Here is a 12,537-nt window from a genome sequence, read left to right as displayed (position 1 = left end):
GTAGCGATAGCTGCCGTCAGCGTCGTCTTGCCATGGTCCACGTGACCGATCGTGCCCACGTTCACGTGGGGCTTGGTCCGCTCGAATTTTCCTTTTGCCATTTTTCCGACTCCGAAAAAAATCTAAATCAACACAACAGGATCTCGGCGCAACCAGAACCGGACGCACCAGAAAATGGTGCCCATGGCGGGAATCGGACCCGCGACCTCTCCCTTACCAAGGGAGTGCTCTACCACTGAGCCACATGGGCAATTGGCGCCGCTCGCACAACACCAAAAATCTCTACTCAACAAACCAGCACAACAAACAATGGAGCGGGAGACGGGAATCGAACCCGCGTCATTAGCTTGGAAGGCTAGGGTTCTACCATTGAACTACTCCCGCGCAGACCACCGGCCTTTGCGAACCCAACTTTGCACTCACAAAGTCAAGCACCACTCTTAACACTGCTCACTCACTGGTGGAGGGGACTGGATTCGAACCAGTGTAGGCGTAAGCCAACAGATTTACAGTCTGCCCCCTTTAGCCACTCGGGCACCCCTCCGGAGAATTTCGAATTATAGCACCAAATTTTTACGCATTCAGAAATTAAACGCATTTGACGCTCTTCACAAACGCTGTAAGCGCTCGCTGCTGCATGTACCGTTGGTGCGGCTGGCGGGGATCGAACCCACGACCCTTGGCTTCGGAGGCCAATACTCTATCCACTGAGCTACAGCCGCATACCTCTGATTGACGCAGCCTTTGATTATTGCACGCGGCAAGCATCCAAACAAACAAAGCCCTGGCGCTCAGCCCCCGCAGGATGCAGCGGGCACTTTCGCCCCGACCAGCGACAACCCCACACCACGCAAAAATGCGTCGGTGCTGGCGCCACCTACGCCAATGAGATCAAAGCCACCGTCATTCAGAATCCAGTTGCGGATCAGCCCATCAAAAAGGGCATGCAGGCTGATGGCCGCGTCCATCGCCGACATCGACAGCACCACCCCTTGCGACTCAGCAGCCAGCGCAAAGTCGCGCGCCAGTTGCTGCGTAAACCCTTCGGAGGCAGCCACATGGCGCTCGCGCAGCCCCATCAGCTCGTTCACGTATTCCACCTTGTACAACGCAATCTCGAAAACCCTTCGGGTGTGCTCGTCCGAGGCCACACTGCGCAGCACCAGCGCCATCACCGCCCGAAGGCGTTGCACAGGATCAGCGCAGGTGCTGTCTTCAAAACTGGCAAAACCCTGTTCCAGCGGCAGCGTGACACGGTCCATCATGGCGCTAAACAGATCCACCTTGTCCTTGAAGTGCCAGTAGATCGCACCACGCGTGGCTCCCGCCGCCTGGGCAATATCACTCAGCGACGCGCGGGACACCCCTTTTTCCCGAAACACCAACTCAGCCGCATCGATCAACCCGTTGCGGGTTGCGATTGCATCTTCTTTTGTCCGGCGCGCCATAGTCAAACATCCTGTTGAGTCCCCAAAACCCCTACGACTGCCTAGGGGCATCTGCAGCAGTCGACAATTATACATTCATGTCTGTATGTATAATTTCTGATCAAACTGTCGGGGCATTGAGCGAAGCGCTCTAGACCTCCCACTTTTTCCAGATCCCTTTTTTTTGACGCCCACCCAAAGGACTCTCATGCCTCAACTGCGTGACGCATCCGGCACCCCTTACTTGCGTGCCACCACCACCCTACGAGTACTTTCGCTGGCTGCCATCAGCGCAGCAGTACTGCTTGTGTCCGCCTGTGGCAAGGCCGATGGACAGGCCGCCGGGGCAGGCGGTCCCAAGCCGCCCCCGGTCGAAGTGGGAGTCGTTACCGCCACGCCCGGCGACGTGGGGCTGATCACCGAACTGCCTGGCCGCGTGGAGGCGTCTCGGGTGGCCCAAGTGCGCGCACGGGCCGCCGGCATCCTTCAGCAGCGCGTGTTCAAGGAAGGTAGCGACGTCAAGGCCGGGCAGTTGCTGTTCCGCATTGATCCCGCTCCCTACGCCGCAGCGGCAGAGAGCGCGCGCGCCAGCCTCGCCAAGGCCCAGGCCAATCTGGCACAGGCCAGCGCACAAGCTGAGCGCTATCGCCCCCTGGTTGCAGCCAATGCCATCAGCAAGCAGGACTTTGTAAACGCAGAGGCGGCCGAGAAACAAGCCCGGGCCGACGTGGCGGCCGCCCAGGCTGCTGTGCGCACCGCCGACATCAACCTCAGCTATGCCAGCGTGACCTCCCCCATCTCCGGCCGCATTGGCCGCGCACTGGTCACCGAAGGCGCCTTGGTCGGCCAGGGCGAAGCGACCGCATTGGCTGTGGTGCAGCAGATTGACCCGGTGTACGTGAACTTCACCCAATCGGCCGGTGACGTCTTCCAACTGCGGCGCGCTATGGAAAGTGGGCAGTTCAAGCGCGCTGGCGGCAGCCAGGCAGCCAGCGTCAAGCTGGTGCTCAGCGACGGATCTGAATACGCACAAGCTGGCAAGCTGCTGTTCACGGACTTGTCGGTGGACTCCACCACCGGCCAGGTCACCCTGCGCGCAGAGGTGCCCAATCCCAAGGGCGAGTTGCTGCCCGGACTGTATCTGCGTGTGCGGATTGAACAGGCACAGGCCAGCAACGCCATCACCCTGCCCCAGCAGGCTGTCACGCGCACCCAGCAGGGCGACACGGTCAGCGTGGTTGGCGAGGACGGCAAGGTGTCGCAGCGCACCGTCAAGATCAGTGCCGCACAGAACAACCGCTGGGTGGTGCTGGACGGTCTGAAGGCGGGTGAAAAAGTGATGGTGGACGGCTTCCAGAAGCTGCAGATGCTGCCTCCCGGAACCCCGGTAAAGCCCGTTCCATGGCAAGCACCAGGCACGCCTGCGCCGGCAGCAGCGACTGCCTCAGCGCCAGCCTCCGCAGAGGCGCCGACAGCGCCCGCTTCGGCCGCATCCAAGCCATAAGGGGCAATCCAGCATGGCCAAATTTTTCATTGACCGCCCCATCTTTGCGTGGGTGATTGCGCTGTTCATCATGGTGATGGGCGGCGTAGCCATCACGCAGCTACCCATTGCACAGTACCCGCCGGTGGCACCACCGTCCATCGTCATCAACGCGGCCTACCCCGGCGCATCGGCGCAAACCCTCGAAGACAGCGTGCTGTCGGTGATCGAACGCGAGATGAACGGCTCCCCCGGGCTGATCTACATGGAATCGGTCGCGCAGGCCGATGGTTCCGGCAGCATCACGCTGAGTTTCCAGCCCGGCACCAATGCCGACCTGGCGCAGGTGGACGTGCAAAACCGGCTTTCACGGGCCACGCCGCGCCTGCCTTCTGCCGTGACACAACAGGGGGTGCGCGTGGACAAGTCGCGCTCCAACTTCCTGCTGTTCACCATGCTGTCGTCCAGCAACCCGGCCACCGACACCGTGGCCTTGGGTGACTATGCGTCGCGCAACGTGGTGCCAGAACTGCAACGCCTTAAGGGTATTGGCCAGGCCCAGCTGTTTGGCACGGAGCGCGCCATGCGCATCTGGATCGACCCGGCCAAGATGGTGAGCTACAACCTGTCGGCAGCAGAGATCACCGCCGCCATCCGCGCCCAGAACGCCCAGGTGGCCAGCGGCACCATTGGCGACCTGCCCAATGTCGCGGGCCAAGGCATTGCCGCCACCGTGGTGGTCAATGGGCAACTGTCCAGCGTTGAACAGTTCGGCAACGTCGTGCTGCGTGCCAACACCGATGGCTCCACCGTGCGCATCAAGGATGTGGCGCGTGTGGAACTGGGCGGCCAGGCCTACGCCACCGCCGCACGCCTGAACGGAAAGCCCGCCGTGGGCATCGGCGTTCAGCTGTCGCCCAGCGGTAACGCACTGGAGGCCGCCAAGGACGTGCGCGCGAAGATGGATGAGCTGTCACGCTACTTCCCCGAAGGCATGAGCTGGAGCATTCCTTACGACAGCTCGCGCTTCGTAGACATCTCCATCAAGCAGGTCGCAGAAACACTGGTCGAGGCCGTGGTGTTGGTGTTCCTGGTGATGTTCCTGTTTCTGCAGAACTGGCGCTACACCATCATCCCGACGATCGTGGTGCCGATCGCGCTGCTGGGTACGTTTGCCACGCTGCTGGCGCTGGGGTTCTCGATCAACGTGCTGACCATGTTTGGCATGGTGCTGGTGATCGGCATCGTGGTGGACGACGCCATCGTGGTGGTGGAGAACGTTGAGCGCATCATGAGCGAAGAAGGCCTGTCGCCGCTGGAAGCCACGCGCAAGGCCATGCGCCAGATTTCGGGCGCCATCATTGGCGTGACGGTGGTGCTGATCTCGGTTTTCGTGCCGCTGGCATTTTTTGCAGGCTCCACGGGCAACATCTACCGCCAGTTCTCGGCGGTGATGGTGGCATCCATTGGCTTCTCAGCCTTCATGGCTCTGTCGCTCACACCGGCACTGTGCGCCACCCTGCTCAAGCCGGTCGAGGCGGGGCATCACCACGAGAAGACTGGCTTCTTTGGCTGGTTCAATCGCGGCTTTTCGCGCACTGCCAAAGGCTATGAAGGCTTTGTGGCCCGCATGCTGCGGCGCGCCGCGCGTTACCTGGTGATCTACGCAGCCATCATCGGTGCCGTGACCGTGGTCTACATGCGCCTGCCGACCTCGTTCCTGCCCAGCGAGGACCAGGGCAACATCATCGTCAACGTGCAATTGCCACCTGGCGCCACGCAGGAGCGTACGCTGGCCGTGATGGAGCAGGTCGAAGGCTTCATCCTCAAGCAGCCCGAGGTGCAAAGCATGGTGGGTGTGCTGGGCTTCAGCTTCTCCGGCCAGGGCCAGAACGCGGCCCTTGCGTTTGTGACCCTCAAGGACTGGAGTGAACGCCATGGCCCCGGCCAGTCGGCACAAGACGTGGCCAACCGGGCCTTCGGTGCGCTGATGGGTATTCGCGATGCGTTCATCTTTCCGCTGAGCCCGCCTCCCATTCCCGAGCTGGGCAACGCCAGCGGCTTCACATTCCGCCTGCAGGACCGTGGCGGCGCGGGGCACGAGGCCCTGGTGAAAGCCCGCAATCAGTTGCTGGGCATGGCCTCGCAGAGCAAGGTGCTCACGCAACTGCGCCCCGATGGTCTGGAAGACGCTCCGCAGTTGCAGATCGACATAGACCGCGACAAAGCCAACGCGCTGGGTGTGCCGTTTGATGCCATCAACTCCGCGCTGTCCACCGCGCTGGGCTCCAGCTATGTGAACGACTTCCCGAACCAGGGCCGCCTGCAGCGGGTGGTGGTGCAGGCCGATGCGCCGGCGCGCATGCAGCCCGACGATCTGCTGCAGATCAATGCCACCAACAGCCAGGGCAAACCGGTACCGCTGTCGGCGTTCGCGACAACGCGCTGGGTGACCGGCGCGCAGCAAACCGTGCGCTACAACGGCTACCCCGCCATGCGCATTTCCGGCTCGCCCGCACCGGGCTACAGCACGGGAGCTGCCATGGCCGAGATGGAGAAGCTGGCTGGCCAACTGCCCCAAGGCTTCGGTTTTGAATGGACCGGTCAGTCGCGCGAAGAAAAGCTGGCAGGCTCGCAGTCGCTCATCCTGTACAGCTTTGCAATCCTGGCCGTGTTCCTGTGCCTGGCTGCGCTGTACGAGAGCTGGTCGATCCCGCTGGCCGTGATCCTGGTGGTGCCCCTGGGCGTGCTGGGCGTGCTGCTGGCCACCTTGCTGCGCGGCTATGCCAATGACGTGTACTTCCAGGTGGGCCTGATCACCATCATTGGCCTGTCAGCGAAAAACGCCATCCTGATCATCGAGTTCGCCAAGGACCTGCAGGCCCAGGGCAAGGGCGTGATCGAGTCGGCGCTGGCCGCCGCGCATTTGCGGTTCCGCCCCATCGTGATGACCTCGATGGCGTTCGGCCTGGGCGTGCTGCCGCTGGTCGTCGCGTCGGGTGCGGGCTCTGCCAGCCAGCGGGCCATCGGCACCGGCGTGCTGGGCGGCATGGTCACTGGCACCGCACTGGCCGTGTTCTTTGTGCCCGTGTTCTTTGTGGTGGTGCGCAGCCTGTTCAAAGGCAGCGCGCGCCAGCAGGAAATGAACCGCCGCCATGCAGAAGAAGCAGGAGTTGGAACCCATGAATAAGAACCGAAGTACCCCCATGGCGTTGGCAGCAGCCACGGCGGCTGCGCTGCTGGCTGGCTGCTCGTTCATCCCCACCTATGAGCGCCCGCAACCCCCCGTCCCCGCCACCTACGCCGGCGGGGCGGCAACGACCGACAGCGCAGCTGCGCAGTCGGGAGCCACCGTGCCCTGGCAGAGCTACTTTGCCGAGCCACGCCTGCAACAGCTCATCGACATTGCGCTGGCCAACAACCGCGACCTGCGTGTGGCCATGCTCAACATCGAGCAAGCTCGGGCCACCTACCAGGTGCGCCGGGCCGACCTGTACCCGGGCGTGGGACTGGCCGCCAATGCCAGCCGGGCCCCTGCCACGGGCACGGGCAACCTGACCAACTCGTTCAGCGTGGGTCTGGCCGTATCCGCATGGGAAATCGACTTCTTTGGCCGCATTGCGAGCCTCAAGGAGCAGGCACTCGCCCAGTACCTTGCCACGGAAGAAGGCCGCAACGCCGCACAGGTGAGCCTGGTGGCGGCAGTGGCCAATGGCTGGCTGACACTGCTGGCCGACGAGGAGCTGCTGGACCTGTCGCGCCAGACCCTTGCATCGCGCGAGGAGTCGGTGCGCCTGACCCGGATGCGCCTGGACGCGGGTGTGGCATCCGAGCTCGACTTCCGCCAGGCCGAGTCGCTCACCCAGGCGGCCCGCGCCACGCTGGCGCAACAGCAGCGCCAGCGCGCGCTCGACGAAAACGCGCTGGTCCTGCTCCTGGGCCAGGCACTGCCGCAAGACGTGCGCGCCAGTCTGGCCGGTGGCAAGCTGGCCGACGCGCCTGTGATGGCACCGTTGCCTGCCGGCGTGCCGTCGGAGCTGCTCACCCGCCGGCCGGACATCCGCCAGGCGGAGCAGCAACTGATTGGCGCCAACGCCAACATCGGCGCTGCGCGGGCGGCGTTTTTCCCGCGCATCTCCCTGACGGCGCAGGCAGGCACAGCCAGCGGCGAACTGTCCGGCCTGTTCAAGAACGGCTCCTGGGGCTTCACCATCGCGCCATCCCTGCTGCTGCCCATTTTTGACGCAGGCCGCAACCAGGCCAACCTGGACAGCGCCCGGGTCGGCCGGGAGATTGCCGTGGCGCAGTACGAAAAGGCCATCCAGACCGCGTTCCGCGAGGTCTCGGATGCACTGGCGGGGCAAGCCACGCTGGGCGAACAGGCCCAGGCCCAGCAACAGCAGGCCCAGGCAGAGGCCGCGCGCCTGCAGCTGGCCGACCTGCGCTACCGCAACGGCGTGGCCAGCTATCTGGACCTGCTGGACGCACAACGCTCGCTGTTCACGGCCCAGCAGGCAGTGGTGCAGGTGCGGCTGGCGCAACTGCAAAACCAGGTGTCGCTGTACAAGGCACTGGGGGGTGGAGCGCCCGACACCAGCGCCCAGCTCCCCTCCTGACGCCCTGCGCGGGAGCGAGCGCAGCCCCCGGGGCGCTGCGCTTGCTCTGGGGCAAACCCGTGGTTGTCTGCATCCAGCGGGGATGGGAATAACCATCCCCGCAGATATAATTTAAGGTTGATTACACCGAAGCCCCCGATACACCTGAGGACGACATGAGCGACAACCACCACGAAGAAGCCCATACCGGCCCGATCAAGAACCCCAAGCAGTTGCTGGTCGCGGTACTTTTCTCGTTTGTGATTCCGATCTTTGCCATCATTGGCTTGGTCCTGTATGTGACGTCGGCGGACAAGCCCGCTGCCGGTGCCGTCAACCCCGAAAAGGCCATCGCCGAACGCATCCAGAAGATCGGCATGGTCGAAGTGCGCGACGCCAACCGCCCCCTCAAGAGCGGTGAAGAAGTGTTCAAGGCCCAGTGCTCCGCCTGCCATGCCTCCGGCGCTGCGGGTGCCCCCAAGTTTGGTGATGCCGCTGCCTGGGCTGCGCGCATTGGCACCGGGTTTGAAGCCCTGGTGCAGTCGGCCCTGAAGGGCAAGGGGGCCATGGCCCCCCAAGGTGGCGGCGACTTCAACGACACCGAAATTGCGCGCGCTGTGGCCTATATGGCCAATGCAGGTGGGGCCAAGTTTGCCGAACCTGCTGCTCCCGCAGCCGCTGCCCCAGCCGCTCAGGCAGACGCAGCACCAGCCGCCGCTCCTGCACCAGCACCCGCAGCAGCCCCTGCAGCTGCTGCGCCCGCTGTAGCGGTAGCTGCCGCACCTGCAGCCGCCGCAGCAGGCGTTGGCGAGGCTCTGTACAAGCAGGCTTGCCAGGTGTGCCACGCTGCCGGTGTGGCCGGTGCTCCCAAGTTTGGTGACAAGGCCGCCTGGGCCGCTCGCCTGCCCGCAGGCATCGACGCGCTGTACACCAGTGTCGCCAAGGGCAAGGGCGCCATGCCTCCGCGTGGCGGCTCCCAAGCCTCTGACGCCGATCTGCGCGCCGCGGTGGAGTTCATGGCAGCCGCCGCCAAGTAAGGCGGCGCCTCACCCTGCACGGGCTGGGTAGAACCCCACCCAGAAAGCCGGTCCTTGCGACCGGCTTTTTTTCGTCTTGCCGCTTATCCAGTGCCGTTGTGAGCAGCTCTGAGTGCCCGCAACTCCGGGCTGAAGGAGGTAGGGTGGAGCTTCAGGTTGGTCACGACGCCCCGGCTTGCGACCGGGCGCGCGGACTGCAGACATACCCGTAGCGTGCCGGAAGGTCCTGCGCCTGTACGTCCTGCGGCGTCCAGCGTCCGTCGGTCACAGCCTCTGCAGCCAGTGCCACATCCAGCGTGTGCACCAGCCCCAGGCCCAGGTCTGTCTCCAGGTACACACGGCCCTGCTCGTCCAGCAGGCAGTGGCGGACCGACGCCTCCCGGCCCGTATGGCTGATGGCGCGCAGGTCTTGCGGCTGCAGACGCCAGACCCAGGGCGTGGCCTCCAGCTCGACATACACACGCTGCGGGCCGTTCTGAAAGAACCACTGCCCCTGGTCGTCAGGCTCGTAGTTGCGGGCTATGAACGCGATAAGCTTGTCGTGCTGCAGCAACGACCCTTTGCTGTGCGGAAACGTACCCGCTGCCTGCACCGCGTCGTCGCGCAGATACCAGTGGCCGCGCGCATCCAGGCCCAGCCAGCCATAGCAGTCGGGCACATTGGGCCATTTGGCCAGTGCCTGTTTGACGATGTCATCCATGAGCGGATTGTGCGCCGTGCAGCGCCAGCGCCCCACTGTGCTCGGCCAGCCACCCTCCCACGGCGTCGGGCATGGCACGCACGTGCCCGGGCGGCAACCCGCGCAGGAACCCTACATGCCCGCCATGCGGCGGCTGCCAGAGCGTCACATGGCGTCCCACCTCGCGCACGCCCGGCAGGCTGCCAGCGGGCACAAAGGGGTCATTGCGCGCGTTCACCACCAGCGCCGGAATGCGGATGCGGTGCAGCAGCGGCTTGGCCGACGCGCGCAGCCAGTAGTCCTCGGTGTTGCGAAACCCGTGGACGGGCGCTGTGAACACGTTGTCGAACGCGTACAGGTCCCGCGCGGCCAGCAGCGCCTGCCGGTCAAACAGCCCCGGGTGCTGGGCCAGCTTCTGCAGTGCCTTGGGCACCAGGGTGCGCATGAACATGCGCGTGTACACCAGCCGGTTGAAGCCGCGCCCGATGGCATGGCCGCCCGCTGCCAGGTCGATGGGCGAGCACACGGCCGCCACCGCATCCGCGCTGCGCGCAGCGTCAGTGCCCACTTCGGCGGCCCAGCGCAACAGGGCGTTGCCACCCAGTGACACTCCTACCGCCATCAGCGGCCCCTGGTGGTGCACACGCAGCTGCTGCAGCATCCAGCCGATCTCCGCATGGTCGCCCGAGTGGTAGGCGCGCGGGGCACGGTTGATCTCCCCGCTGCAGCCGCGAAAGTGCGGCAGCGCGCAGGCCCAGCCGCGCTCGCGGGCCAGGTCGGCAAAGGCTTCGCAGTAATGGCTGCGTGATGAGCCCTCCAGCCCGTGGAACACCACCAGCAGCGGCCTGGGAGCGTCAGCCACCACACCGTCCTGGAGAAAGTCCACATCGACAAAATCGCCGTCGGGGGTGTCCCAGCGCTCACGGCGGTACTCGGGACGCGGGCCGAACACACGGCGTGCGTACAGCGCGGGCCAGATCGTTTGCAACTGGCCACCGGGGAGCCAGCGAGGCGCTATGTATTTCATAGCTGTCAAGGCATATGTTGTCGGCGCATACAGCCAATTGGACCCCAAATTCTCACGCAGGGGCCTCTCAATGCAGAACGGGGCGCTGCGCCAGCACATCCACCTGGGCGTCGGGCGCCACGCCCGGGCTGGCGTGGTGGGCCACCATGCGCCAGCCTTCGGGGGTCTTGTGGTACACGTTGGTGGCCATGACCACGGCCTGGTGCAGGCCGTCAGGCAGCATCACCTCGACCTGCTCGACCACGCTGTGCACGGCACTCGACAGCGCCACCACGCGGTGCACCTGCGCCGGCCGGGCACGCACCGTGCCATGGGAGAACATGGCCTCGAATGCGGCACGGATGGCGGCGGGCCCCAGCAGGCGCGGCCCGCCCGGGTGCACACAAACAATCTCGTCATCGTCCGCCCAGCACGACATCAGCAGCTCGATGTCACCGCGCTGCAGCGCCTCATAAAACGCGGTTTCGGTTTCATCCGAAGAGCCACCCAGGGTGGCTGCTTTTGATCGGGCGCGGGGCATGTTAATTCTGGTGGTAAGTGGGTCGGAACGACGTGACAGATGCAACGCCAGCCTGCTATTGTGCGGCGGCGGTGCAATGCCTTGCTGCCTACCGATTTTGTACGCGCTCGGGCGGGGGCCCACCATCGCTGGTCTGCGACCAGTTTGTGGACTGGCGCCCTCCGGTTTCTGGCACAGTCATCCCATTTCTCCATCGGCGGACTCCACCATCATGATGATCCAACGTCTTCTTGCCCTCCTCACCTTGCTCGCCGCCACGCTCACGCTGAGCGGCTGCGGCTACAACGACTTCCAGCGCCTGGACGAGCAATCGAAGGCCGCCTGGAGCGAAGTGCTCAACCAGTACCAGCGCCGTGCCGACCTGGTGCCCAACATCGTCGCCACCGTGAAGGGCGAGGCCAACTTTGAACAGGAGACGCTGACCAAGGTGGTCGAGGCCCGCGCCAAGGCCACGGCCATCCAGGTCACGCCCGAGACGCTGAACAACCCCGAGGCTTTCAGCAAGTTCCAGCAGGCCCAGGGAGAGTTGTCCAGCGCCCTGTCGCGCCTGATGGTCGTGTCCGAGCGCTACCCCACCTTGCAGGCCAACCAGGGCTTTCGCGACCTGCGGGTGACGCTGGAAGGCACCGAAAACCGCATCACCGTGGCCCGCAACCGCTACATCCAGACCGTGCAGGAGTACAACGTGCTGGCCCGCAGCTTCCCCACCAACCTCACGGCCATGGCCTTCAGCTACGCCCCCAAGCCCAGCTTTACCGTCGCCAACGAGGCCCAAATTTCCGTGCCGCCCACGGTGGATTTTTCCGCGTCCAAGGCCAAGCCCTGAACACCCCTTACAGGGCCTGATGTGAGCTAAATATGCTGCTAGCGCCTATCCGATATGCCCTGATAGCTATATTATTTATAGCTGCATGGCCTATCTTTGGCTGGGCCCAATCGCAGCCGCTAGCTGTGCCCCCGCTGACCGGCCACGTCATTGATCAGACCGGCACGCTCAGCGCCGCAGACACCCAGGCGCTGGAGGGCCAGCTGGTCGCCCTCGAAAAAGCCCGCGGCTCGCAGGTCGTCGTGTTGATGGTGCCCACCACCGCACCAGAGGACATCGCCGCCTATGCCAACCGCGTCGGCAACCAGTGGAAGATCGGGCGCCGCGACGTGGGTGATGGTGTGCTGGTGCTGGTGGCCAAGAACGACCGCAAGATGCGCATCGAGGTTGCCAAGTCTCTGGAAGGTGCCATCCCCGACATCGCAGCAGCACGCATCATCGACGGCGCGATGAAGCCCCGCTTTCAGCAAGGCGACTTCGCGGGAGGCCTCGGTGCAGCGATCACGCAGATCGGCGCGCGCATCGCGGGCGAAGCCCTGCCCGCCCCGACCGAGACACCCTCTCCTGCCGCCGGAGGCAGCAGTCACGGCCTGTTCGACTGGACGGACTTCGCCATCTTCCTGTTCTTCGGCGTCATGGTGGCCGGCCCGTTGGCTCGCAGCCTCCTGGGGGCTGCGCTGGGCGGACTGGCGGTAGGAGGCGGCGTAGGCGCCCTGGCGTTTGTGTTCACCTCCAGCCTGCTGCTGTCGGTGGGCGCGGGCGTGATTGCGCTGCTCTACACCTGGCTTTTTGGCGGCAGTAGCGGCCCCATCAGCCTGGGGCATGGCGGCGGAGGTTCCGGGGGCTGGAGCAGCGGCAGCTCGGGCGGATTCAGCAGCAGCAGTGACAGCGGCGGCTTCAGTTCGGGCGGTGGGGGCGATTTTGGTGGCGGCGGTGCATCGGG

At 64.6% G+C, this 12,537-nt stretch carries 11 protein-coding genes and 4 tRNA genes; 6 read left to right on the top strand and 9 right to left on the bottom strand.

Features of this window, described 5'->3' with window-relative positions:
• The 6 genes from AC07X4_RS22570 to AC07X4_RS22545 form a co-directional block, all read right to left on the bottom strand.
• On the bottom strand, positions 1 to 101 hold a 101-nt coding region (locus AC07X4_RS22570), incomplete at its 3' end, for a GTP-binding protein (RefSeq protein ID WP_029951219.1).
• 74 nt (positions 102 to 175) lie between these two features.
• A tRNA-Thr gene (locus AC07X4_RS22565) sits at positions 176 to 250 on the bottom strand.
• Positions 251 to 310: 60 nt separating this feature from the next.
• Positions 311 to 384 (bottom strand) — tRNA-Gly (locus AC07X4_RS22560).
• A 74-nt stretch (positions 385 to 458) separates the two neighbouring features.
• Positions 459 to 544 (bottom strand) — tRNA-Tyr (locus AC07X4_RS22555).
• 102 nt (positions 545 to 646) lie between these two features.
• Positions 647 to 722: transfer RNA gene (locus tag AC07X4_RS22550), tRNA-Arg, on the bottom strand.
• Positions 723 to 791: 69 nt separating this feature from the next.
• Entirely contained in the window at positions 792 to 1,448 is a 657-nt protein-coding gene (locus AC07X4_RS22545; RefSeq protein ID WP_056059092.1) for a TetR family transcriptional regulator, read from the bottom strand.
• A 187-nt stretch (positions 1,449 to 1,635) separates the two neighbouring features.
• Between AC07X4_RS22545 and AC07X4_RS22540 the strand changes: the two genes are divergently transcribed.
• The 4 genes from AC07X4_RS22540 to AC07X4_RS22525 all read left to right on the top strand — a co-directional run bounded on the left by AC07X4_RS22540 (position 1,636) and on the right by AC07X4_RS22525 (position 8,542).
• Positions 1,636 to 2,931: an efflux RND transporter periplasmic adaptor subunit gene (locus AC07X4_RS22540; RefSeq protein ID WP_494741383.1), complete on the top strand. Its 1,296-nt coding sequence runs from the start codon at positions 1,636 to 1,638 to the stop codon at positions 2,929 to 2,931.
• A gap of 13 nt (positions 2,932 to 2,944) precedes the next feature.
• The gene (locus AC07X4_RS22535) at positions 2,945 to 6,100 is read left to right on the top strand and encodes an efflux RND transporter permease subunit (RefSeq protein ID WP_056059085.1); all 3,156 of its coding nucleotides are present in this window, start codon (positions 2,945 to 2,947) and stop codon (positions 6,098 to 6,100) included.
• Positions 6,093 to 7,526: an efflux transporter outer membrane subunit gene (locus tag AC07X4_RS22530; RefSeq protein WP_494741382.1), complete on the top strand. Its 1,434-nt coding sequence runs from the start codon at positions 6,093 to 6,095 to the stop codon at positions 7,524 to 7,526. The genes AC07X4_RS22535 and AC07X4_RS22530 overlap by 8 nt, the downstream gene beginning before the upstream one ends.
• 155 nt (positions 7,527 to 7,681) lie before the next feature.
• Positions 7,682 to 8,542 carry a c-type cytochrome gene (locus tag AC07X4_RS22525; protein WP_494741381.1) on the top strand — a complete coding sequence of 287 codons (861 nt, stop codon included), beginning with the start codon at positions 7,682 to 7,684 and terminating at the stop codon, positions 8,540 to 8,542.
• 160 nt (positions 8,543 to 8,702) lie between these two features.
• Here AC07X4_RS22525 and AC07X4_RS22520 read toward each other — a convergent pair whose 3' ends face one another.
• The 3 genes from AC07X4_RS22520 to AC07X4_RS22510 all read right to left on the bottom strand — a co-directional run bounded on the left by AC07X4_RS22520 (position 8,703) and on the right by AC07X4_RS22510 (position 10,768).
• Complete coding sequence (locus tag AC07X4_RS22520; protein ID WP_494741380.1) at positions 8,703 to 9,242, bottom strand: DUF2946 family protein; 540 nt, start codon at positions 9,240 to 9,242, stop codon at positions 8,703 to 8,705.
• Positions 9,235 to 10,248 (bottom strand): YheT family hydrolase, encoded by a 1,014-nt coding sequence (locus AC07X4_RS22515; protein WP_494741379.1) that lies wholly within the window; start codon positions 10,246 to 10,248, stop codon positions 9,235 to 9,237. Before AC07X4_RS22515 ends, AC07X4_RS22520 begins: the two co-directional genes overlap by 8 nt.
• Positions 10,249 to 10,315: 67 nt before the next feature.
• Entirely contained in the window at positions 10,316 to 10,768 is a 453-nt protein-coding gene (locus AC07X4_RS22510) for a YybH family protein (RefSeq protein ID WP_056059073.1), read from the bottom strand.
• Between the two features lie 214 nt (positions 10,769 to 10,982).
• Here AC07X4_RS22510 and AC07X4_RS22505 point away from each other — a divergent pair, with 214 nt between their 5' ends.
• Together AC07X4_RS22505 and AC07X4_RS22500 are read left to right on the top strand one after the other, a co-directional pair.
• Positions 10,983 to 11,594, top strand: a complete 612-nt coding sequence (locus tag AC07X4_RS22505; protein ID WP_056744158.1) for a LemA family protein — start codon at positions 10,983 to 10,985, stop codon at positions 11,592 to 11,594.
• A gap of 32 nt (positions 11,595 to 11,626) precedes the next feature.
• Positions 11,627 to 12,537: TPM domain-containing protein (locus tag AC07X4_RS22500; protein WP_494741378.1), on the top strand; the 911-nt coding region annotated here is incomplete at its 3' end.

It is taken from the genome of Acidovorax sp. GW460-11-11-14-LB4, assembly GCF_059423685.1.
The sequence above is the reverse complement of the archived record's forward strand: the minus strand, read 5'-3'. Positions and strand labels throughout refer to the sequence as shown.